General features: G+C 54.6%; 22 protein-coding genes. 16 read left to right on the top strand and 6 right to left on the bottom strand.

Annotated features, from left to right (window positions below; all coding sequences use genetic code 11):
• The first annotated feature begins 23 nt into the window (after nucleotides 1-23).
• The 4 genes from LX66_RS15955 (at nucleotide 24) to rpe (ending at nucleotide 4,223) form a co-directional block, all read left to right on the top strand.
• A complete protein-coding gene (locus LX66_RS15955; protein WP_145715211.1) occupies nucleotides 24-956 on the top strand; it encodes a homoserine kinase in 933 nt (310 codons plus the stop codon).
• Nucleotides 957-1,068: 112 nt separating this feature from the next.
• Nucleotides 1,069-2,376 (top strand): threonine synthase, encoded by a 1,308-nt coding sequence (gene thrC / locus LX66_RS15950; RefSeq protein WP_145715210.1) that lies wholly within the window; start codon nucleotides 1,069-1,071, stop codon nucleotides 2,374-2,376.
• A 149-nt stretch (nucleotides 2,377-2,525) separates the two neighbouring features.
• Nucleotides 2,526-3,530, top strand: coding sequence for a tetratricopeptide repeat protein (locus LX66_RS15945; RefSeq protein ID WP_211366250.1), 1,005 nt, complete (start codon nucleotides 2,526-2,528; stop codon nucleotides 3,528-3,530).
• A 33-nt stretch (nucleotides 3,531-3,563) separates the two neighbouring features.
• Nucleotides 3,564-4,223, top strand: coding sequence for a ribulose-phosphate 3-epimerase (rpe, locus tag LX66_RS15940; protein WP_145715208.1), 660 nt, complete (start codon nucleotides 3,564-3,566; stop codon nucleotides 4,221-4,223).
• Between the two features lie 8 nt (nucleotides 4,224-4,231).
• Here the strand turns inward: rpe and LX66_RS15935 are convergent, their stop codons facing one another.
• Nucleotides 4,232-4,627, bottom strand: a complete 396-nt coding sequence (locus LX66_RS15935) for a response regulator (RefSeq protein ID WP_145715207.1) — start codon at nucleotides 4,625-4,627, stop codon at nucleotides 4,232-4,234.
• Between the two features lie 384 nt (nucleotides 4,628-5,011).
• Between LX66_RS15935 and LX66_RS15930 the strand changes: the two genes are divergently transcribed.
• The 3 genes from LX66_RS15930 (at nucleotide 5,012) to LX66_RS15920 (ending at nucleotide 7,435) form a co-directional block, all read left to right on the top strand.
• Nucleotides 5,012-5,965, top strand: coding sequence for a PhoH family protein (locus LX66_RS15930; RefSeq protein WP_145715205.1), 954 nt, complete (start codon nucleotides 5,012-5,014; stop codon nucleotides 5,963-5,965).
• A gap of 197 nt (nucleotides 5,966-6,162) precedes the next feature.
• A complete protein-coding gene (locus LX66_RS15925; RefSeq protein ID WP_145715204.1) occupies nucleotides 6,163-6,627 on the top strand; it encodes a DUF4878 domain-containing protein in 465 nt (154 codons plus the stop codon).
• Nucleotides 6,628-6,898: 271 nt separating this feature from the next.
• Nucleotides 6,899-7,435, top strand: coding sequence for an inorganic diphosphatase (locus tag LX66_RS15920; RefSeq protein WP_145715203.1), 537 nt, complete (start codon nucleotides 6,899-6,901; stop codon nucleotides 7,433-7,435).
• Between the two features lie 29 nt (nucleotides 7,436-7,464).
• Here the strand turns inward: LX66_RS15920 and LX66_RS15915 are convergent, their stop codons facing one another.
• Nucleotides 7,465-8,247, bottom strand: a complete 783-nt coding sequence (locus LX66_RS15915) for a C40 family peptidase (protein ID WP_145715202.1) — start codon at nucleotides 8,245-8,247, stop codon at nucleotides 7,465-7,467.
• A gap of 96 nt (nucleotides 8,248-8,343) precedes the next feature.
• Between LX66_RS15915 and LX66_RS15910 the strand changes: the two genes are divergently transcribed.
• The 4 genes from LX66_RS15910 to LX66_RS15895 are packed head-to-tail and all read left to right on the top strand — an operon-like array spanning nucleotide 8,344 to nucleotide 10,911.
• A complete protein-coding gene (locus LX66_RS15910; protein WP_145715201.1) occupies nucleotides 8,344-8,919 on the top strand; it encodes a sigma-70 RNA polymerase sigma factor region 4 domain-containing protein in 576 nt (191 codons plus the stop codon).
• The gene (locus LX66_RS15905) at nucleotides 8,909-9,937 is read left to right on the top strand and encodes a tetratricopeptide repeat protein (RefSeq protein ID WP_145715199.1); all 1,029 of its coding nucleotides are present in this window, start codon (nucleotides 8,909-8,911) and stop codon (nucleotides 9,935-9,937) included. Before LX66_RS15910 ends, LX66_RS15905 begins: the two co-directional genes overlap by 11 nt.
• A gap of 39 nt (nucleotides 9,938-9,976) precedes the next feature.
• The gene (locus LX66_RS15900) at nucleotides 9,977-10,546 is read left to right on the top strand and encodes an RNA polymerase sigma factor (RefSeq protein ID WP_145715197.1); all 570 of its coding nucleotides are present in this window, start codon (nucleotides 9,977-9,979) and stop codon (nucleotides 10,544-10,546) included.
• Nucleotides 10,546-10,911, top strand: coding sequence for an anti-sigma factor (locus LX66_RS15895; protein WP_145715194.1), 366 nt, complete (start codon nucleotides 10,546-10,548; stop codon nucleotides 10,909-10,911). Before LX66_RS15900 ends, LX66_RS15895 begins: the two co-directional genes overlap by 1 nt.
• A gap of 9 nt (nucleotides 10,912-10,920) precedes the next feature.
• Here LX66_RS15895 and LX66_RS15890 read toward each other — a convergent pair whose 3' ends face one another.
• A complete protein-coding gene (locus tag LX66_RS15890; protein WP_145715192.1) occupies nucleotides 10,921-11,400 on the bottom strand; it encodes a nucleoside deaminase in 480 nt (159 codons plus the stop codon).
• A 97-nt stretch (nucleotides 11,401-11,497) separates the two neighbouring features.
• Nucleotides 11,498-14,110, bottom strand: a complete 2,613-nt coding sequence (gene clpB / locus LX66_RS15885) for an ATP-dependent chaperone ClpB (RefSeq protein ID WP_145715191.1) — start codon at nucleotides 14,108-14,110, stop codon at nucleotides 11,498-11,500.
• A 383-nt stretch (nucleotides 14,111-14,493) separates the two neighbouring features.
• Between clpB and LX66_RS15880 the strand changes: the two genes are divergently transcribed.
• Complete coding sequence (locus tag LX66_RS15880; protein ID WP_145715189.1) at nucleotides 14,494-15,777, top strand: OmpA family protein; 1,284 nt, start codon at nucleotides 14,494-14,496, stop codon at nucleotides 15,775-15,777.
• Between the two features lies 1 nt (nucleotide 15,778).
• Here LX66_RS15880 and LX66_RS15875 read toward each other — a convergent pair whose 3' ends face one another.
• Together LX66_RS15875 and LX66_RS15870 are read right to left on the bottom strand one after the other, a co-directional pair.
• Complete coding sequence (locus LX66_RS15875; RefSeq protein ID WP_145715187.1) at nucleotides 15,779-17,695, bottom strand: DUF3857 domain-containing protein; 1,917 nt, start codon at nucleotides 17,693-17,695, stop codon at nucleotides 15,779-15,781.
• Nucleotides 17,696-17,698: 3 nt separating this feature from the next.
• On the bottom strand, nucleotides 17,699-19,711 hold the full coding sequence (locus LX66_RS15870) for a transglutaminase domain-containing protein (RefSeq protein ID WP_158642653.1): 2,013 nt from the start codon (nucleotides 19,709-19,711) through the stop codon (nucleotides 17,699-17,701).
• A 90-nt stretch (nucleotides 19,712-19,801) separates the two neighbouring features.
• Between LX66_RS15870 and queG the strand changes: the two genes are divergently transcribed.
• The 4 genes from queG to LX66_RS15850 all read left to right on the top strand — a co-directional run bounded on the left by queG (nucleotide 19,802) and on the right by LX66_RS15850 (nucleotide 23,041).
• Complete coding sequence (gene queG, locus LX66_RS15865; RefSeq protein ID WP_145715183.1) at nucleotides 19,802-20,725, top strand: tRNA epoxyqueuosine(34) reductase QueG; 924 nt, start codon at nucleotides 19,802-19,804, stop codon at nucleotides 20,723-20,725.
• Nucleotides 20,726-20,914: 189 nt separating this feature from the next.
• On the top strand, nucleotides 20,915-21,490 hold the full coding sequence (locus tag LX66_RS15860) for an RBBP9/YdeN family alpha/beta hydrolase (protein ID WP_407643592.1): 576 nt from the start codon (nucleotides 20,915-20,917) through the stop codon (nucleotides 21,488-21,490).
• A gap of 57 nt (nucleotides 21,491-21,547) precedes the next feature.
• Nucleotides 21,548-21,826: an ArsR/SmtB family transcription factor gene (locus tag LX66_RS15855; RefSeq protein WP_211366247.1), complete on the top strand. Its 279-nt coding sequence runs from the start codon at nucleotides 21,548-21,550 to the stop codon at nucleotides 21,824-21,826.
• A 141-nt stretch (nucleotides 21,827-21,967) separates the two neighbouring features.
• Nucleotides 21,968-23,041, top strand: coding sequence for an efflux RND transporter periplasmic adaptor subunit (locus tag LX66_RS15850; RefSeq protein ID WP_145715179.1), 1,074 nt, complete (start codon nucleotides 21,968-21,970; stop codon nucleotides 23,039-23,041).
• Nucleotides 23,042-23,106: the final 65 nt, after the last annotated feature.

Genomic DNA, 23,106 nt, shown 5'->3' with positions numbered 1-23,106 from the left:
ACTATTAATGCTCAAGATCAATTATGGACTGTATAAAAGTATTTGCCCCGGCTACCGTAGCCAACGTGGCATGCGGGTTTGACGTGATCGGGCTGGCGATGGACGCGCCCGGCGATGAGATGATCATCCGCAAAAGCGACCTGCCCGGTGTGCAGATCAAGGCCGTGCACGGCGCCCGCCTGTCTACCGACGCTGCGCAGAACGTGGCAGGGGTGGCCCTCCAGGCGTTGCTGCAGAAGTATGACAACCCGGCCGTGGGCTTCGAAGTGGAGATATTCAAGCACATACAGCCCGGCAGCGGCATCGGCTCCAGCGCCGCCAGCTCCGCCGGTGCGGTAGTAGGTGCCAACCACCTGCTGGGACAGCCCTTTACGCCCAAGCAACTGGTGCGCTTTGCCATGGAAGGCGAGCGCCTGGCCAGCGGCGCCGCCCATGCGGACAATGTGGCCCCGGCCATTATGGGCGGCTTTACCCTGGTAAGAAGCTACAAGCCCCTGGACATTACCGGCCTGCATACGCCGGACGACCTGTGGGTGACCGTGATACATCCCCAGATAGAAGTAAAGACCTCCGACGCCCGGGAAATACTGAAGCAGAAAGTGCTGATGACGGACGCCATCCGCCAGTGGGGCAATGTAGGCGCCCTGGTGGCCGGCCTGTACCAGCAAAACTATGGCCTCATCAGCCGCGCGCTGGAAGACGTGATCGTGGAGCCGGTGCGCGCCATCCTGATACCCGCCTTTTACGAGCTGAAGCTCAAATGCCGGGAGGCAGGCGCCCTGGGCGGCGGTATCTCCGGCTCCGGCCCTTCCGTGTTCATGCTAAGCAAGGGCGAGGAAACCGCCCGGAAAGTGGCCGCCACGATGGACGGCATCTATGCCCCGCTGGGCGTAGACTACAAAGTACATGTTTCCCCCATCAACAAGGAAGGGGTGAAAGTTTTGAATAATGGATAAAAGGGAAAGGGAGAAGGGAAAAAGGAAAACGAAGACAATACGCTGTTTCCCATTCTCCCTTCTCCCTTTCCCTTTTATCCATTCACTTTTCACATTTTACACTTAAACAACAATGCAATACTTCAGTTTACAGGATAAGCAACACCGTGTTTCATTTGAACAGGCCGTGGTACAGGGCCTGGCGCCTGACAAGGGACTGTACTTTCCGGACCATATCCCTGCACTTGAAAAAGACCTGGTGGATTTCCTGGAGAACTACGACGATTTTGACATTGCCTACCGGGCCATACAGCCCTTTGTAGGCGACGAGATACCCGCTGCCGTGCTGCAGCAGATCATCCAGGATACGCTCAGCTTTCCTTTCCCCCTGCACCCGGTGGAAAAGGATGTGTATGCGCTGGAGCTGTTCCATGGCCCCACCCTGGCCTTTAAGGATGTAGGCGCCCGCTTTATGGCCGGCTGCCTGGGTTATTTCCGCCGCAATGATGTCCGGCCGGTAACCGTGCTGGTAGCCACTTCCGGCGATACCGGCGGCGCCGTGGCCCACGGCTTCCACCATGTGCCGGGCGTAAAGGTGGTGATCCTCTACCCTGCCGGCAAGGTAAGCACCCTGCAGGAAAAGCAGCTCACCACCCTGAACGGCAACATTACCGCCCTGGAAATAGCCGGCACCTTTGACGACTGCCAGCGTATGGTAAAAACCGCCTTCCTGGACGCGGAGCTGCAGCAGCAATGCCTGCTTACCTCCGCCAACTCCATCAACGTGGCACGCTGGCTGCCGCAGATGTTCTACTACCTGCTGGCCGCCAAACAACTGAAAATGGCCGGGGCCAACCCGGATCTCGTATTCTCCGTGCCCAGCGGCAACTTCGGCAATATCTGCGCCGGTATGATGGCCGCGGCGATGGGGCTGCCCGTAAAGCATTTTATTGCCAGCACCAATGTGAATGACACCGTGCCCCGCTTTATGCAGAGCGGCCGGTACGAACCGCACCCGGCACAGCCTACCCTCTCCAACGCCATGGACGTGGCAGACCCGAGCAACTTCGTACGCATATTACAGTTAGTTTCCAACAGCCTGCCCGGCCTGCAGCAAAAAATGTCGTCCTCCAGCTTTACGGACCAGCAGACCCTGGCGGTAATGGAGCAGGTATGGCAGGCGCATGACTATATGCTGGACCCCCATGGCGCCGTAGGCTACCTGGGATTAAAGCAATACATGCAGCAGCACAGCAGCGTTACCGGCGTTTTCCTGGAAACCGCCCACCCGGTAAAGTTTGCGGACACCGCGCCGGAAAGCCTGCGGGAAGCCATTCATGTGCCGGAAAGGGTGCAGGCCCTGTACGCGCTGCCTAAAAACGCCGTGCCCCTGCCCAATGACTATGCCTCGCTGAAAGCATGGATGATGCAGCATAACTGAAATTCCAAAATCCAAAATCCAAATCCCAAACACGTGCCGCAAAGTCCTATTAAATGATAGTTTCTGATTGTAAATGCGCACTTGTATTAACTTTGGATTTGGGAATTTTGGATTTTGGGATTTGGATTTTGGAATTTGGAATTTGGATTATGAAATATCTCCCTTTACTGCTATTGATCTTTTGCCTGTCCTGCGTGGACAAGTCCTCCAACCGGCAGGCGGCCAATGCTGCGGACTCCGTATTGCATACGCCCCTGCTGCAACCGCTGACAGACTCCATCCTCCGGTTCCCGGACCATGCAGACCTGTATTTCCGGCGGGGCCTGCTGCTGTTCAATACCCACCCGCTGCTGGCCCAGGCCGATTTTGAGAAAGCCGCCGCCATGCAGCCTGCCGTTACCGACCACTGGGCCGGGGCCGGCGAAGCCGCACTGGTGAACGAACGCTATGATACGGCTGCCATTTTCTTTGAAAAAGCCCTGCATACCATGCCCGGTAATGCCTACCTGCAATACCGCCTGGCCATGGCCTGGGTGGAAAGCGGGCAATACGGGCGGGCAGACAGCCTGGCCACGGTACTGGAAAAACAGCCGGAAGCCTATGCACAGGCCTTTTACCTGAAAGCCCGCATGGCGGAAGACCGTAAAGATACCCTGGGCGCTATTGCCCACCTGAAAACCGCCGTAGAAGCGGCCGGTGTACAAAGCGAGTACGAGGCCGTGATGGAGCTGGCCGGCCTGCTGCGGGCCACCCGGGCGGCAAACGCGGCCCGCTACTATGAGCTGGCCTACCGCCAGGACTCCGTGAATGCGGAGCCGCTCTATGAAATGGGGCAATACTACGAGGAGCTGGGGAAAACAAAGGAAGCCACTGCCACGTATAAACGCTGTATAGTGGCAGACCCGGACTACGCGGCCGCCTATACCGCGCTGGGCAAGCTGGGCGTACGGCACCGGCAGTGGAAGTCCGCGCTGGCCTATTTTAGCATGGCTGCCAGGGCCAGCCCCACCGATGCGGAAGCCTATTACTACCGCGGGCTTTGCCATGAGCAACTGGGCGACAAGAATGCCGCCCTCAGCGATTATGCAAAAGCGCTTTCCTTCCGCAAGGAGTATCCCGAAGCCAGGGCGGCCTGGGATAAATTATCCCGCTGATCCGGGAAAGCGGAATTTATTTAGCTTTACAGCATGGAAAAAAAGAACGTATTGGTGGCGCCTTCCTTACTGGCGGCCAACTTCCTGGAGCTGGGCAAAGCCGTGGATATGGTGAACCGCAGCGAGGCCGACTGGCTGCACCTGGACGTAATGGACGGGCAGTTTGTACCCAACATCAGTTTTGGCATTCCCGTTATAGCGCATGTTACCAGGCAGGCCCGCAAAACCTGCGACGTGCACCTGATGATCGAGCATCCCGAACAATATGCCGAAGCCTTTCAGAAAGCCGGCGCCAACATACTGACCGTGCACGCGGAAGCCTGCGTGCACCTGCACCGCAATATCCAGCAGATCAAAGCCCTGGGCATGAAGGCCGGCGTGGCACTGAACCCGCATACGCCGGTACAGGTACTGGAAAACATTATCCGGGACATAGATGTAGTGCTGATTATGAGCGTGAATCCCGGCTTTGGCGGGCAGTCCTTTATCCCGCAAACCCTGCCCAAGCTGCGGCAGCTCAGGGCCCTGATCAACGGGCAGCAGGCGCATGCCCTGGTGGAAGTAGATGGTGGTGTGACGGTAGAGAACGCCGCTGCGATTGTGGAAGCCGGCGCAGACGTGCTGGTAGCAGGCAGTACGGTATTTTCCGCCGCCGACCCGGCAACCGTGATCAAACAACTGAAGCAAAGCTGACCTGCATCCTACTGCTCCGCCAGTTGCAAAATAACGTCCCTGGTCAGGGGTTTGGTAAGGTAACCTTTCACAAAGGAATAGGCCCGCACTCTTTCACGGTCATTCTCGTCAATAGAGGAGGTTAATACATAGATCCGGATGTTCCCGGGCAGGCTATCCTGGAACCCCGCGTATGCTTCCAGGAAATCCCATCCGTCCATTACAGGCATGTTCAGGTCCAGCAGTATCACATCGGGCAGCGGTTCGCCATGCCCGGCATATCCCTGCAGGTAGTCCAGCACTTCCTGGGCGTCTGAGAAGGTCCGCATGTCCTGGCTGATCCCCTGCCTTTCTATCATGATCTTTGCTATTTGCTGATGTATTGGATCATCGTCCACGATAAAAATCAAATTAAGCCGGTTCATAGTAGGGGATTATTACAAAACTTAAATGTAAGAATAAATTCGTTTCCCCATTTTCACAATTATCAAAGGTTAGATATCTTTGACGGCAAATAACTTTCCGTACCCCCGGCAAGGTAAGAGGCGGTGCATGAATGACAACAAAACAGCTATGGCGCAATTATTGCTGCGGCTGGTATGGCGGTCGCGCAGCCCGGTGTAGCGCCTGCCTGTTCTTCCTTACCGGTATTAGGCGTACCTTTGGAAGGAGGCCTGCCTGGTGGCATAGATGCAGGCCCGAGATAACCCGCGCGGTTGCAGGATTTAGTAATTGCTTAACAAATATGCCGCCCGGTTTGCTTTAAAAACGCTTATATTACAAACATTTAGTTTAAAACCGTACTATAATTGACAGAATCAATCATCAACTTGGATAGTATCAATCCTATCGAGTTTTTTGGAGTAAATAACGGAAAACTGGACCTGCTCAAAAAGAAATATCCGCTGCTGAAAATACTTTCCAGGGGTACCCAGCTCAAACTGTCAGGCGCGCCTGAAGAGGTAGCTACCGCAAAGGATAAGATAGGCCAGATCGTAAAATACCTGGAACGGAACGGCAACCTGACAGAAGGTTATTTTGAACAACTGCTGGGCGATGAGGAAAGCGTGGACAACTTCACGGAGCGCAACCCCAACGACGTGCTGGTTTTTGGTCCCAACGGGCGCACCGTAAGGGCCAGGACCGCCAACCAGCAGAAAATGGTGGCACTGGCGGAAAAGAACGATATCGTATTCGCCATTGGCCCCGCCGGTACCGGTAAAACTTATACGGCAGTAGCCCTGGCCGTGCGCGCCCTCAAGAACAAGGCCGTACGCAAGATCATCCTGACCCGCCCTGCCGTGGAAGCCGGCGAAAGCCTGGGCTTCCTTCCCGGCGACCTGAAGGAAAAGATAGACCCTTACCTGCGCCCCCTGTACGACGCGCTGGATGATATGATACCGGCTGATAAGCTGAGCTATTTTATGACCAACCGCGTAATAGAAATAGCTCCCCTGGCGTATATGCGTGGCCGTACACTGGACAATTCCTTCATTATCCTGGATGAGGCCCAGAACGCCACCGATCTGCAGCTTAAAATGTTCCTGACCCGTATCGGCGCCTCTGCCAAGGCCATCATTACCGGCGACCTTACGCAGATAGACCTGCCGAAGAACCAGAAATCCGGCCTGGAAAAGGCTACCCGCATCCTGCGGCATATTGACGGCATCGGTTACCTGCAGCTCGATGAAGAGGACGTGGTAAGGCACCGCCTGGTAAAAGCGATTATCCGGGCTTACGACAAGGACAAGGAAGAACACTGAATAAAAAGCAGTTAGCTGCGCGCAGCTAACTGCTACAATTAACACTTCCTTAACAGCGTTTATAGTATGTTCAACGCCTGAATACGGGGACGTTACCGGTGGCAGCCTGCAGTTGATGAATGATCGCTTTACCGCTTTCTTTGTAGATTTAGACTTTCCCCCTATTTTTGTTAATGTTATTTTAATTCAGCAACTGCATGACCAATTATTTGCGGATTCTTACCCTGGTGCTTTTAACAGGAGTCTTGCTGAGCGGCTGTAAGCAAAGAGCTACACCACAGGAAGTGGCGCTTGAATTCATGCATGCCATCCAGGAATCCAACTTTGAACAGGCCAGGGAGTACGCCACCAAAGAGTCGCAACAGGTGATACAACTCTATTCTTTCTTTGATGCCCGCCGGAATGAAGCCGAACGCGAAAAGATCAGGAACGCAAGAATAGAGGTGATCGACAGCCAGGAAAACGGCGACAAAGCTACCGTTACCGTGCTCAACTCCTCCTCCAAACAGAAGGAGATGTTGCAGCTGGTGAAGGAGCACGGGCAATGGAAGATATCCCTTACCTTCGAAAGCATTATCCCTAACTACATACCGCCCGCTTCTTTCGATTCCAGCACCATGATGCAACCGGATACCTTAATGCCGCCCGCCCAGGTAAAATAAATTAATAGCTAAAAATGAATAATTAATAGTCGTAACACCGGTTCTTTCATAAAGCACTACTGTTATAAGTACTATTAATTGTTAATGATTAATTTTTAATTCTTCTGCCTGCGCTTTATTTTTGCCGGCACATTTGCCAGTGCCGCCGGGAATGCAATGGCCAGCCCCTGTAAGTCAACCATTTACCGGCAGACGAACAATGAAAGCACATTGGTGAACATGAAACATTAAAAATCAATTGGAGTAACCATAAAAGCAAAAGAAGCAGAATATGACAACAAATCCATGGCATAGTGTTAGCCCCGGATCAGAGGCGCCGCACATCGTGAATGCAATTATTGAAATACCTAAAGGTTGCCGCGCCAAATACGAGCTGGATAAGGAAAGCGGGCTGTTAAAGCTGGACAGGGTGCTGTACTCCTCCGTATACTACCCGGCCAATTATGGCTTTATACCCCGCACCTACTGCGACGATCATGACCCCCTGGACATCCTGATCCTTTCCCAGGTGGATGTAGTGCCCCTCTGTATCATGGAGGCAAAGGTGATCGGCGTGATGCAGATGATAGACAGCGGCGAGGCGGACGATAAGATCATAGCCGTGGCAGCCAACGACATGAGCGTGAACCATATCAACGATATTGCGGAGCTGCCGCCCCACTTCATTGCTGAAATGCGTCACTTCTTCGAAGAATACAAAAAGCTGGAAAACAAGACCGTAAAGGTGGAAGAGTTCCAGAACAAAGCGGTAGCCGAAAAGATCATTGAAGAGAGCATCCGGCAATACGAAAGCATGTTCACCAACTAATGGTAAAGCGCGAAAGGTGAATGGCCCGGCTATTCACCTTTCACCAGCCTCCTGATGATCCTCAGCTTATGGGTGCGCAGCCCGGTATCGGTATTGATGATACCCTGGTTGTCAATGGCATCTATCCTCACCTTACCGGATGCATGTATGATCTCGTGATCATTCAGCAGGATGCCCACATGGGTAATATGCCCCTCCTCGTTGTCGAAGAAAGCCAGGTCGCCGGTACGCGCTTCCTGCAGGAAATCTACCGTAACGCCCTGGGTGGCCTGCTGGTAGGCATCCCGCAGCAGGGGCACATTCAGCAGCTTGTAGACAGACTGGGTAAACCCCGAACAGTCTATGCCAAACACGGACCGGCCGCCCCAGAGATAGCCGCAGTTCAGAAAACGGGAGGCAATGCGCATGAGGCTGTCCCCGGAAGGCTGCCCCTCCTGCGGGGCCAACGGGTGAATTTCCTCAAATTGTACCTCCGCTTTTCCCCAGACCGTACGTTTTACACCGGGCGCCTTTACCAGGCACCCATAGGGTATGTACATGGGCCAGCCGTTGATGCTGACCGGCGTTACCCAGTGCGGGGCGTAGTGGGTGTAGGGTGCGTCAAATAGCTGCTGGTCAATCGTTTCCAGGTGACTGGCGGTAGCCCAGCCCTCGTAACCGTCAAACTGGCATTTTACCCTTACCCATCCGTCGGCGCCTGTTTCCAGCAGGGTGACGCATTCTCCCCATAGCCCCTGGGAGATCATTTCGCTTTTGTGGGAAGCTGTTGCCCGCAAAGGCATGACCGGTACTACAATAATGGCATATGGCATATTAATTGTATAATTACTATGTTATTATTTTAAGGAAATAATGCAAAAGCAAGTGAACCATTTTCGCATTTATACGTAAATATAGATAATAAGACGATGTACCAGCAACTAAGGAATCTTTCAGATAAAGAACTGATCTCCAGGGCCCGTAAATTGAAGGACCGGGAGGCGGAGGGCGTTTTGTTGGAAAGATACAGTCATTTGCTGGTGGCTGTTTGTTTACCGTCATTCAGGAACAATCCCGGCACCAACCCGCAAACCCTTTTTCCTTCCCTGCTGCAACGCCTGAGCAACAGTCTCAAGACCCAAACCATCCAGAAGGCGAATGAATGGATACATCAAACCATCAAAAGCTATTTTGCCAACCCGGAAAAACAGGTGCCCTACTACCCTTCCCGGGATGCCAGGGACCAGCTACATACGGAAAACAGGGTGGAGAAAGCCGCCACCAATACCATAGAGAAACAGGCGCTGATCGCACAGGTGCAGAAAGCGCTGTCCGGGCTGAGCACAGAAGACCGCTTCCTGGTGGAACAATTCTACCTCGAAAACCAAACCTTTACCGGCCTCGCCGCTCAAAAAGGATATACAACGGAAAAAGTAAGACAACTCCTGAAGAAAGCAAAGAGCAGGCTGGCTATGCAACTTACGAATCAAACCTATGTCAGATAATTTTACCCATAACGAAAAATTGCTGAAGATCTTTGCCGGCATCCGCTGCCTTAATAAAGATCAGCTGCCCAGGTACCTGGAAGGCAGGCTCACCGATATTGAAAAACACCTGGTAGAGCAGCACCTGGTAGACTGCGACCTATGCTATGAAGCCTTGCAATCCCTGCAAAAAGAAGGGCAAATGGAGCAATACCAAACCCTTTCCGCCGGCATACAGCAGTATATCCGCGACAGCATCAAGCCGGTGTCCCAGTTGCAGAAAATGGAACGCTATATCCGGAAGTCCAAGAAGCGGGAAAGCCTGCTCATCTACTTCTGGGTAGTGGCCTTTATTGCCGGCGGTGGCGCAGGACTGTACCTGATGCAGGAATATAACCGCAACAAGCCGGTCATGGCCCGTCCCGCGGCTTTACCCATCGTGCCGGCTGCCGCCATGTCCACCACGCCGCCACCGGATAGCGCCCGCCACCAGGAAGCAAGCCTGGCAGACAAGAGCGAAATACCCGTTGCCGCTGCTCCCCGGAAAGATACGGTCAAAGCAGCGCCGCCGGCGCCGCAAAAGCCGGCAGCAGACAGCATCGTGGTAACCAGGGCCGCACCAACGCCGCCGGCGCCCAAAACAGAGGATTCTGTGAAGAAACCGGCCACCGCGGCCAACACACCGAAAGAGGAAAAGGAAAAGGATACGCCGGCCACCACGGTCGCCAAAACCCAGGCTCCCCCGCCGGCTACGCCCCCTCCCGCCAAACCTGCTACTTCCACCGCCATGGACACGGATGAGTTCCTCTACAAGGCCGCCATGGTATACCAGCAGCAGGGCGATCTCAATGAAGCTATTTCCCGCTATAAACGGCTGACTTCCAACACCGGCCGCGTGGGCGAACTGGCGCGCTACCAGTTGGGCATCTGCTACCGTGAAAAGAAACAGAACGGCCGCGCCCGGCGCATGTTCAAGGAAGTGGTACGGATGGATGGCAGCATGAAACAGGCCGCCCAGCAAGCGTTAGACAACCTGTAAATACCCGTACATCCGCACATTAATTTCTATCTTTGACCTGTGAATAACAACCCGCCTTTAACCGACGAAGAATTATTACGACGCTACAAAGCGGATAATAACGGGGACTGGATCGGCATCCTGTTTGACCGCTATGCCGTATTGCTGCTGGGTATGTGCATGAAATACCTGAAAAATGAAGAGGATGCCAGGGACAGCGTACAGCAGGTATTCCTGAAAGTATTGTCGGAGATCAACCGGCATGAGATACAATACTTCCGGGCATGGATATACCAGGTAGCCAGGAACCACTGCCTGATGCAACTGCGGCAAAAGCATGTGAAATACCAGGAAGAGATATCCGACAAGCATATGCCTGCTGCGCCGGAACCGGAAGACCTCTCCGGGCATAAGGAAAAGGACCAGCTCCTGGAAAATATGGAACAGGCGCTGGATCGCCTGAACGAGGAGCAGCGCACCTGCATCCGGCTGTTCTACCTGTCCAAACTATCCTACCAGCAAATAGCCGATAAAACCGGTTATACGCTGCTGCAGGTAAAAAGCTATATCCAGAACGGGAAGCGGAATTTAAAACAGTTGCTGGAAAAGCAACCCAGCCATAAACGTTAATGATGAAAGCGGATCTGAACGACATATTTGTAACCACTACGCAATGCCCTACCCAACAGGAGCTGCTGGACTATGTGCAGGGTAAGCTGAGCCCTGCCGCCCAGCATGAGATAGAGAAACACGTAGCGGATTGTGAGCTGTGCAGCGATGCGCTGGAAGGGCTGGCCGCCATAGCGCAAAAAGAAAATATACCCGTTTGGGTAAGGGAAATGAAATGGCAACTGTTGCATAAGCTCCGCAGGAAGAATCGCCGCAAGCGTCCTGAACGCTCCGCCGACTATTACATGCAACTCATCCTGATCATACTGGCTGTACTCTTTCTGCTGGCGGCAGGGTACTGGGCCTTACATTTTTTCATGAAGTAACACCGCCCGTCAATACAGCGTTTTATCCCCCTTGTCTTTCCATTCCCTGAACACCTGCAGCGCACCCGCATCGGGAAATGAAATGAACGGTATCTTCTTGCTGCTGTGGGGCACGTCTATTTCCTGGTAAATGAAGGAATCGTCGAATGCGATAGCAGCGGCGTCTTCTTTGGTGTTGGCAAAATAAACCCGCTGGGGACGGGCCCAGTAAATAGCGCCCAGGCACATGGGGCAGGGCTCGCAGGAAGTATAGATCTCGCAGTCATGCAACTGGAAAGTGCCCAGGTGCCGGCAGGCATCGCGTATGGCCACCACTTCGGCATGCGCCGTGGGATCGTTCAGCAGCAATACCTGGTTCCAGCCTTTTCCTACCACCTCCTCTCCTTTTACCACCACGGAGCCAAAGGGGCCGCCGTCGCCGTTCTCCATTCCCTTTCTCGATAATTCAACTGCCATTTGCATAAACCTGCGCTCTCTTTCGCCTATCATAAAGATGCTGTTTATTCCAAATTTAAATAAAAAAACCCGGGCGAAGAGTCGTCCGGGCATTTCCTGTAACTGTATATTGTTATATTTCCTTCGGAGTTTAGTGCTGTCCGTTACTGTTCCTTACCACCACTACTCCATCAAACACATCTATCAGCACCGGCCTGGATTTATCTATGTCGCCTGACAATATCTTCTTGCTCAGCAGGTTCACGATCTCTTTCTGTATCAGGCGTTTGAGCGGGCGCGCGCCAAACTGCGGGTCATAGCCCTGTATGGCCAGGTAATCCAGCGCGTAGTCGGAGAACTCAAGATTAATGCCATTCCTGCCCAGCAAATCTTTCAACTGCTGCAACTGGATGTTGATGATACCCTTGATCTCCTCGCGCATCAGCGGCTGGAACATGATCACCTCGTCTACCCTGTTCAGGAATTCAGGACGGATGGTCTGTTTCAGCAGGCCCATTACTTCCTCGCGGGTATTGTCCACTATTTCCTCCCGGTTGCCCTCATCTATCTTCTCAAAGTTCTCCTGTATGATATGGCTGCCCAGGTTGCTGGTCATAATAATGATCGTATTCTTGAAGTTCACCACGCGGCCCTTGTTATCGGTCAGCCGGCCGTCGTCCAGCACCTGCAGCAGGATGTTGAACACATCGGGATGCGCTTTCTCTATCTCGTCCAGCAGTATCACGGAGTAGGGCTTGCGCCGCACGGCTTCCGTCAGTTGACCGCCTTCTTCATATCCTACATAGCCCGGAGGCGCGCCTACCAGCCGGCTCACGGCATGTTTCTCCTGGTACTCGCTCATGTCTATGCGCGTCATCATGCGCTCGTCGTCAAACAGGTATTCCGCCAATGCTTTGGCCAGCTCTGTCTTACCTACACCGGTGGTACCCAGGAAAATGAATGATCCGATGGGGCGCCGCGGGTCCTGCAGGCCGGCGCGGCTGCGCCGGATGGCGTCCGCTACGGCTATGATGGCTTCCTCCTGCCCTACCACGCGCTTGTGCAGCTCTTCTTCCAGTTGCAGCAGCTTGTCGCGCTCACTCTGCATCAGCCTGGTGACCGGTATGCCGGTAGCTTTCGCCACATTTTCGGCAATATCTTCCGCATCTACTTCTTCTTTCAGCAGGCGTTTGTGGTTATCGGAGAGCGCGTTCAGCTCGGTGGTAAACTGCGTTACCAGCCCTTCCTGTTCTTTGATCTTGCCGTAGCGGATCTCCGCTACCTTGCCATAATCGCCGTTACGTTCCGCCTGCTCGGCTTCCTGCTTCAGGTTCTCAATGGCGGCTTTCGCGTTCTGTATCCTGTCTACGATCTCCTTTTCTTCCTGCCATTTGGCTTTGAAAGTGTTCCTTTCTTCGCCCAGGCGGGCAATCTCCGCGTTCAGCTCCCGCAGCTTCTCTTCATCGTCTTCCCGCTTGATGGCTTCCCGTTCTATTTCCAGTTGCCGTATCCTTCTCTCCAGCTCATCCAGCTCTTCCGGCATGGAGTTCATTTCCAGGCGCAGCTTGGCCGCGCTTTCATCTATCAGGTCTATGGCCTTGTCCGGCAGGAAACGGTCGGATATATAGCGTTGCGATAATTCCACGGCGGCAATGATAGCCTCGTCCTTAATACGTACATGGTGATGGCTCTCATAGCGCTCCTTCAGGCCACGCAGTATGGAGATGGCGTCTTCTGCGCTAGGCTCGTCTACCAGCACTTTCTGGAAACGGCGCTCCAGGGCTTTATCTTTTTCAAAGTATTTCTGGTACTCGTTCAGGGTGGTGGCGCCTATGGCACGCAGTTCACCGCGGGCCAGGGCGGGCTTCAGTATATTGGCCGCATCCATGGCGCCTTCCATGGCGCCGGCCCCTATCAGGGTATGTATCTCGTCTATGAACAGGATGATCTGCCCGTCGCTTTCGGACACTTCCTTCACTACGGCCTTCAGCCTTTCTTCAAACTCACCGCGGTACTTGGCCCCTGCCATCAGTGCGCCCATGTCCAGCGCATAAATGATCTTGGTGCGCAGGTTGTCCGGCACATCGCCGTTGATGATGCGGTGCGCCAGCCCTTCCACGATCGCCGTTTTACCCACGCCCGGCTCCCCCACCAGGATGGGGTTGTTCTTGGAGCGGCGGGACAGGATGTGCAGGGTTCTGCGTATTTCTTCATCCCGGCCTATTACGGGATCCAGCTTGCCGGCCCTGGCCAGCTCGTTCAGGTTCTTGGCGTATTTCTGCAGGGAATTATACTGGGTCTCCGCCGTCTGGGAAGTAACGGTGCTGCCTTTGCGCAGCTCCTTAATGGCTGCTTTCAGGCCTTTTTCCGTCAGGCCCGCATCTTTCAGCAGCTTGGCGGTATCGTCGCTGCCACCCAGGATGCCCAGCAACAGGTGCTCCACGCTCACGAATTCATCCTTGAACTCCTTGATACTGGCGCCGGCGCGCAGCAGGGCATTGTTGGCCTCGCGGCTCAGGGTTTGCCCGGGCTCCGTGCCGCTTACTTTCGGGTATTTCTTCACCTGCTCTTCCAGTTTGCCGGTAATAAAGCCGGTGTTTACGTCATTCTTTTTGAGCAGGTATTCTATGGCATTATCGTCGTCCTTCAGCAGCGCCTCCAGCAGGTGCCCTGTTTCTATGGCCTGGTGCTGGTCGTTGAATGCCAGTTGCTGGGCCTGTTGCAGGGTCTCCTGCGATTTGATGGTAAAATTGTTCAGGTTCATTGTTTTGCTCCTTTTGTGTGTTTCGGTCGCCTCCCGGCCGCTTGTCTTACATCAGGGGGCGCATTCACTTTTTCGCGGTAACCGGGGCGCCGTGCCCTCTACCCAGCAAAACCTGATCCAGCATAAAATATCAGTAATTTTGGCATATATCACCCTGGTTTTCTGCTCTTTTTGCAGCTTTTTACGGAATGGACTGTTAATTTTTCAGGGGGACAAACGGGATAACGCTCACATAAAGGAAGTAGGAAATAAGAAGTAGGAAGTAGGACTTCCTACCTCCTACCTCCTACTTCCTACCTCTTACTATATGGACCGGTGTTTGTTTTAAACAAATAGGATCAGTGAATGTTGTATGTATTTGTTCACTTCTAAACTTGCACCAAATGTCTTTCGATCTCTTATCCGCAGTGAAAGGACTTTTTACCGGGGATGTGGTGTCCCAGGCGGCGGCCCGGCTGGGCGAAAGCGAAACGGGTATTCAAAAAGCCATCAGCAGCATTGTTCCCACCATTCTCACCGGGCTTTTGCACAAAGCCGGCCCGCAGGGCGATGCTACCAGCGCGCTGGCCATGGCGCGGGAAGCCGTGGGGGCCAATACGCCTTCCGTGATCAGCGGTGCCCTGCAGCAGAATGCCAACGGCTGGCTGAACAAGGGCACGGAATGGCTGCAGGGCCTGTTTGGCAACAAAGTGGCTGCCGTTACCACTGCCGTGGCCTCCTTTGCGGGTATTAAAGCCTCTTCTGCCGGCACCCTGCTGAACGCGGCCACGCCTGCCGCCCTGGGCGTAGCCGGCGAGCATGCAGCAGACCAGGGCCTGAATGCGGCCGGTTTCCTCACTTTTTTGAACACCCAGCAGGACAACATCCTGTCTGCCGTGCCTCCCGGCTTTAACCTGGCCGGCCTGTTAGGACTGGGCAGCCTGGGCGAGCTGGGCAAAAAGCTGTCCGGCATGGCGGATAACATCGGCGCCAGGGTGCAGGGCTCCCCGGTGGAAACCACCCGGCAGGTAGCCGGCAGCAACCGCTGGATATGGTCCCTGCTGCTGATCCTGGTGGCTATTGTGCTGCTCTGGTACCTGGCCAGGGGCTGCGGAGGCGGTAACATCACGGACGACGTGGCTACCGACAGCATTGCCGCCGCCAGCCCCAACGCGGTGGACCCGCTCATTGCCCCGGTGGATAATGCCGAAGTTGCCATCCCCCGCGAAAGCATTAAGGTGACCCTGCCGGACGGCGTTACGCTGAACGCCTATAAAGGCGGCATCGAGGACCAGTTGGTGCAGTTCCTGAAAGATGACAGCCGGCCGGCCGGGAAAGATGTATGGTTTGACTTTGATAACCTGAACTTCAAAAGCGGCGGCTCGGAACTGACGGAAGACAGCCGCGAGCAGGTACAGCATATTGCCGCCATCCTGAAAGCTTTCCCTAAAGCCAAAATAAAGATTGGCGGGTACACGGACCGTACCGGCGACAGCCTGGCCAATGTGCAGCTCTCCCGGGCCCGTGCCGATGCCGTGCTAAGCTCCCTGCAGGGCATGCAGGTGGATGCGGACCAGCTACTGGGCGCAGAAGGCTATGGCGCACAATTTGCCAAAGCCCCGGCCGGCGCACCGGATGAAGAAAGGAAAAAGGACCGGCGTATATCCATCAGTGTGAGGGAAAAATAGGCTATTCCTTCCGCAACACGATCCTGCTCCTGTCTGCCTTGTACACGGCCTCGGAGAACTTTTCCAGCTCGCTGAAGGCGCTGGCCGGAAAGGTGCCTTCCCGGTGCTGCATGGTGCGGATATAGGTAAGGGTGCCGTCCTGCACTTTCACCGATGCGGTATAGCTGCCGAAAGGGCTTTGCAGGGCTACCGGGGCGGGCAGCGATTCCGGCGTATACCCGGCGGGAATGGCGATGCGTACGGTGTCTGTTTCCGTATAGGCCACCGGTAAATGGATGGCGAAGCGGCGCTGTGTGGCGGCATCTACCCGCAGGCTGCTTTTGTTCAGAAAATTGGGCGCCAGGAACATGCGCTTCCCGCTGATGCTGGCATAATTACGGGCGGTGAGCGCCAGCTCCTCCCGGATGGCGGGCACTGCGCCGGGCTGCTCCACGCAATTATATTGCTCCACGTCATAGCTGGGCAGCGACAGCGAAGTGCGGATCCACTCCATGATCTTTTCCCGGGACTGTACATGCAGCCGTTGCCCCAGCTCGTCCTGCCGTTCGCCGGTATAATACGTGCTTACCCGCGCCTGCACATGCCCTTCCGGCGTTACCTGCGCGTCCATGCGGCGCGCCTGGCGGCTTTGCTCCACTCCATATACCGGCGTGCGCACCAGCTTTCCGCCCTGCTCCATAACCAGCAGGGCCGGCCGGTTGGAGGTAAAGCCGCTTAGATACCCTGCCGGCAGGAAAGCGCTGGTGCATTCCAGCCAGGTAGTATCCCTGCCTGCGGGCACGCACAGGATCATATGGTTGAACTGGTTGGAAGGAAAATCCGGCTCAAAATCCGTGTCCCCTCTTCCCGCACTTATCAGCGCGCAGTAGGAAGGCACGCCGGCCTCTTTCAGCAGGGCATGCATGTAGTTGGACAGGGCCTTGCAGTCGCCGTACCCCTTACCGGCCACATAAGCCGCGTCAAAGGTCTGCCAGCCGCCGATACCCAGTTGTATGCTCACATAACGGGTATGCTCCTGCAGGTAGCGGTACAGGCGCTTGATTTTCTCCGCCGGGTCGGCCAGGCCGTCCGTCAGCGCATGCACGGTCTGCTGCACATCGGGCGGAAGCCGGTCCCTTCCCTCGTTCAGCGTGTACATGAATTTGCCAAACTCCTCCCAGGTGTTCATGCTGCCCTTGTACCGCTCCATTTCAAATTCGCTGGGCGAGAGCCATACAGAGGTCACACAGCGCCACCAGGCAGGCGCCAGCGTCTCGGCTGTGTGCACCTTCAGTTGTTTGGCTTCCCAGGTATAGGTGCTTTCCCCTTTCCCGGTGGTCACCTGCGGCGCGCCCCCGTAATGGAACTGGCGGTAACGGAGCTTGTAGCTTTCCGGCACGCTCACTACCAGGCGACTCTGTTCCACTGCCATATTACGGCGGCTTTGCGGCATCCAGGAGGGGAATATGAAGGTGCAGTTGAACCGCATCTCTATTTCATATTCCACCGTATAGGGATAAACGTTATGGTAAAAGATGTGTTTTTTCAGGCGGTCATCAGAGGCCAGCGACATATTATCCAGTCCTCCCAGGTCCTCTATATCGGATTGCTTCAGCCTTTTTATGGTCTTGCCCCCCGCGTCGTACAGCACGCCCCTGATGGAGCGTATCTCCCGCAGCCGGTCATATACTTCCAGCATACCGGCATCCTCACTGCCGGCGGGGTCCAGCACGGTGATCACGTAATGCCTGGTGAGGCGCGCCTCTCCCAGGCCGGTCATCCTGAAACGGATCTCCTCCCGGCGTTTCACGGTATGGGCTTTCTCCTTCAGCTCTGCCGGAATGGCAGCGGCCGGGTAGGCAGGATCGCCGGCCAGCACCGGCACGGCCCATGCCAGCAGGCCAGCCGTACAGAAGATATGCAGTAGTTTGGGCATCATGCTTTATATTTTCTTCAATACAATCTGCTCCGCCTGTTTCTTCACGATCATATCAAAAAAGTCCCGGAGCGCATTGTACTCCTCCGGATCAAAGTAGGCCCTGTTCAGCTTAATGCGGGAACGGAACTGGATCGCATTGCCCGTTTGCGCGATCATATACTGGAATACGCCTTCATCTCCATTGAATTTTACGATCGTGGATTTCGGCAATTCCTCCACCGCATATCCCGGCGGCACTTCCATATTGAGCGAGTATATTTCATCCACGGCATAAGGCATTTCCACCGGGTACTTCCGCTCCTGCGACTTAAAGGGATTGGTTTTGGTCGCTTCACTGAACATGGGGTTCAGGTACACCATGTCCCCGCCGTCAGGTTGCCATACAAAGTCATATTTCACCATCACGGGCCGCTCCAGGCTGTCCAGCTCTTCGATGGCGGTATTGCTCACTTTCTCAAACAACTTGCCCACCGGCTTGAAATATTCCTCCCGGCCTTTGCTGTGCACCAGCCCGCGCAGCTCGTAGGACTCAAAATACGTGGGCCGCTGCTGCCAAGTGCCTTTCAGCACACCGTTCTCGTTCCGGATATACACGGAGGTCATTTTTTGCTCCAGCAGGGAGTCCGGGTCAAAGCGTATGGCGGTAGCTTCGGGGTTCAGCATACGTGCGTGGCCGTTATAGCAGGAGGTATGCAGCTTGCCGAAGCCCAGGTTATAGGAAGCATCCAGGAAGCAGGGCTTGTTCCCCATGGTCACCTCCGCGATGGTATAATTGAAACGGCTCACCATCGGGTAAAGCGGGTTGGTAAAGCCGTGATCGCGGGTGCTGAGTATCACGGGGTACGCTTCCAGCCCGGCCTTGCGCAGCATGGCTACCAGCAGCAGGTTCAGCTCCGTTACATTCCCGCTCTTACTCGTAAATATGCTGCGCAGCGGCTTTTCTGTAAACAGCCGGGAATGGTCTGTACAGGTGAAATTATTGCGCACATAGCAATAGATCCTTTTGGCCTTCTCCCGGTCGGATGTTGCGCCGTCCGTGAGGGTTTCCACTTCCTTACCCAGGAAGCCGTTGTTCTTGTCCAGCGCCACCCCGTAGGACTCATGTTTCATCAGGTCTTCCACCAGCTTGGCCCAGGTGCCCATCACAGGCTTTACCGCCTGCCCGGGATACTTGGTGGCAGACAACTGGAACTCTATGCGGGTAACGTGGTTGGCCAGGCTGGTGGTAAAGTTCTCCTCCTTCAGTTGCGGTACATTGGTGGCCACCCAGCGGTAGTAGCTCACGTTGCCGCTTACCGTCACAAATTCCGTTTGCCCGGTCTTGGTGCCATAAGCCCCTTCTTTCTCAAACCGGAAGGGAAAGCTTTTCCGCTGGTCTTCCCGGGTCTTGGATTCAAACTTATGGTAGCCCTGGCCTATGAAAATGTAGTCATACCACTCCGGTATGCCAACCGAGTATTCGCTCCACAGGCAGGGGTATTCTCCCTGGAAGCTCCAGGGCTGCAGGTTGAATGTAAAAGGGGAATATACCGTATAGGCATATTCAATAATGGAGCCTTCCTTCACGGCAGGCAGGGTAAATTTCTTCCGCTCATGGTGCTTGTCCAGCTCTTCGGAGAACACGCTTTTGCTGTCCATCTTTGTTTCCACTACCTTGCCGTTCTCCAGGTTGTAGGTAACGGCTTTCAGGTTGGTCATCTTTTCTTCCTCGTGGCCGCTTTTATAGAGGTACACCTGTTCTGTGGCGGCCTCGTAGCCGGTCTTGTCCAGTATCTTCACGCGGCGGTGCCTTTTGTACACCAGGCGCAGACCGTCCTGCTCCGCCTCAAAATCGGAGGAGCCGATGTCCGACAATACAATGGCATGCGCGCCTGTATCCAGGTCATTGCGGGTCTGGCTGAAATCCTCGGAACTTACCTTCCCGAACTTGATCTTGTGTTTCTCCTGTGCAGCGGTTGACAAAACAGTTAACAAACAACCGGCCAGGATGGGGGCCACTACAGTTTTGATTTGCATATAGGGATAAATAATACAGCGCGAAAGTAGGACATTTCCCATAATCCCACATGACACAAAAAGACCAAATACGTACCTTTGCCCCATTGCATGACGCCTACGGAAAAAAATACCATTTTCATCAAGCAGCAGGCCGCTGCGCTGGGGTTTGACCACTGCGGCATTGCCCGCGCTGTGCAGTTGGACGACGATGCACGGCGGCTGGAACAGTGGCTGCACAAGGGTATGCACGGCACCATGCGCTATATGGAGAATTATTTTGACAAGCGTATCGACCCGCGGAAGCTGGTGGACGACGCCCAATCCGTGATCACCCTGCTGCTCAACTACTACCCGGAGCAGGAGCAGCGCCCCGATGCGCCGCGCATTGCCAAATACGCCTACGGACAGGATTATCATGAAGTGATCCGGGCCAAACTGAACACCCTGCTGCTGCGCATGCAGGAAACCATCGGCGCGGTGCACGGCCGCGGCTTTGTAGACTCCGCCCCCGTGCTGGAGCGCAGTTGGGCGCAGCGCAGCGGCCTGGGCTGGATAGGCAAGAACGGCAACCTGATACACAAGCAGGCCGGCTCCTTCTTTTTCATTGCCACCCTGATCACGGATCTGCCGCTGGAATACGACTCCCCGGCCGGCGACTACTGCGGCAACTGCACCCGCTGCCTGGACGCCTGCCCTACCGGTGCGCTGGTGCAGCCCGGCGTGGTGGACGGCAGCCGCTGCATATCCTATTACACCATTGAGCTGAAGGAAATGCTGATCCCCGATACCATGCAGGGCCGCTTTGAGCAATGGATGTTCGGCTGCGACACCTGCCAGGACGTTTGCCCCTGGAACCGCTTTTCCAAACCTCATTCCACCCCGGAATTCAGGCCCATCCCCGAAATACTGAACTTCAGCACCCGCGAATGGGAAACGCTGACGGAAGACGCTTTCCGGGAAATATTCCGCCATTCCCCCCTGAAAAGAACGAAATTCAGGGGCATCCAACGCAATTTGAAGTTTATCAGCTAATATGTTACATTTGTCTAAACTATACCTGCAGTCCGGCAAATACTCCAAATTTCCTGCTTAACTATATTATGCATAACTGAACATATTTTGCTAAAGATCTTATGGACCTGAGTGCCATAACGTGGAATTTTAGCATTAAAAAGGCCGAATTCCTTCGGCCTTTCTTTTTCCGCATGTTTTTTTAGTACATTGTATATCCGTTTTCAAAAAGGGAGGTATTTCATGGAGACAAGAGTATTGACTGCCCCGGGACTGGGCAGTTCCGGCCCGCTGCACTGGCAATCTATCTGGGAACAGGAACCTGGCATCATACGTATAGAACAACGAAACTGGCATGCACCGGTGTGCGCGGACTGGGTGGCGCAAATAGAGGCCGCCGTAGCCGCAGCAGGGCCGCAGGTAGTAGTAGTGGCCCATAGCCTGGCCTGCATTGCGCTGGTGCACTGGGCCGCACAAACCAAACTGCGGATACGCGGGGCGCTGCTGGTGGCGCCGGCGGACGCGGAACGGCCGGCTTTCCCACCGGAAGCCAAAGGCTTTGCGCCCATTCCCCTGCAACCCCTCCTCTTTAAAAGCATCGTGGTGGCCAGCACCAATGATAGCTATACTACGCTGGAACGCACCCGTTTCTTTGCCGACGCCTGGGACAGCCGCTTTGTGAATGCCGGCCCCAAAGGGCATATCAATGCAGATTCCGGGCTAGGCGAATGGCCGGAAGGGCAAAAGCTGCTGAAAGAGCTGCTGCTGGACTGGCATACGCTGTAATGCTTGATAACTTGTTTTAATCCCGTAATTTTGCATATTCGAGTTTTAAACTACACCATGATGGACGCAAAGAAAGCAGAAAGGATATCCAAGGCCCTGGCAGACCCGAACCGGTTGCTGATCCTGAAAGAGCTGAGAAAGAACCAGGATTGCCTGTATTGCTCCGATGTGTACGAATTTGTGGACCTTACGCAGCCCTCCATATCGCACCACCTCAAGCAATTGTCTGACGCAGAGCTGGTTATACCCGTAAAAGAAGGCCGTTATGTAAAGTATAAGCTGAATGCGAAAATGATCGACCAGTATGTGGAATTTTTACAGGGGTTGAAAAGCTGACCCTTTTTTTACATTTAACACATCGAAACATTTCTATAATTCAATTGTTTTTCCCTTACCTTTGTGCTCCGGTTAAACTATTCGGGTTCATCGGGTTTCCATTAATCGAAATATTTCTATAATTCAATAAAAAGTACCCTTATGCAACGATCATCATCATTACTCCGTTCCGGTACAAACCAGTTGCTGCTGTATTCCCTGTTCATCATCATACTACAGGCATGCGCCAGCAGGGCCAGTGAAAAGGAACCCGCCGGAAGCACGGCCGCCGTGGCCGCCATTCCTGCAGACGGCCATATTGTGAAAACCAGCGCCTTCAGCGACGAGCTGGAGATCACCGGCTCCCTGGTAGCCAACCAGGAGGTGAACATTGTGAGCGAGCTGCCGCGTAAAGTGGTGCGCGTGCATGTACAGGAAGGCAACATCGTGAAAGCCGGCGCCCTCCTGTTCCAACTGGACGATGCCGACCTGCAGGCGCAACTGGAAAGGCTGCGCCAGCAGGAGCAACTGGCCGCGCTCAATGAGGCCCGCATGAAAGACCTGATCGAGCACGACGCCGCCATACAGCAGGATTACGACCAGGCCATCACCAACCTGAGAGTGCTGCAGGCGGAGATCCGCCAGTTGCAGGTCACCATCGGCAAAACGCGCATCCGCGCTCCCTTTGACGGCCGCATCGGTATCATTCACGCCTACCCGGGCGCGCTGGTGTCCGCCAATACGGTGCTTACCAATATCGTGGACGACAGCCGCATCAAGGTGGAGTTCTCCGTGCCGGAAAAGTACGCGCACCTGATCACCCGGAACGAGGAACAGCGCTTTACCGTAGCATCCGACACCACGCTGTACCGCGCCACCGTGATCGCCAAAGAGTCCCGGATGAATGAGCAGACCCGCACCCTGCTGATCCGCGCCATTACGCCGAATGCACAGCGCACCCTGGTACCCGGGCAAAGCGCCCGCCTGAACCTGTCCCTGCGCACGGCGGACAATGCGCTGAAAATTCCCAGCCAGGCGCTCATGCCGTCTTCCAGCGGGTATGCCGTATACCTGGCAAAGAACAGGACCGTAGCGCTTACGCCCGTGCAGATAGGCCAGCGCGGCACCAACGACGTGCAGATACTGAAAGGGCTGGCGGCAGGCGATACCGTGATCACCAGCAACCTGCTGCGCCTTACGCCGGGAGCGGCGGTTGAACTTGTTACAGTTAAATGAGAGAGAATGCAAAATCTAAAATGTAAAATTTACATTTTACATTCTCTCTAACGTATTCACATCAC

The sequence above is a fragment of the Chitinophaga japonensis genome (genome assembly GCF_007830125.1).
Classification (GTDB): domain Bacteria; phylum Bacteroidota; class Bacteroidia; order Chitinophagales; family Chitinophagaceae; genus Chitinophaga; species Chitinophaga japonensis.
This window is presented reverse-complemented; position numbering and strand designations above follow the sequence as displayed.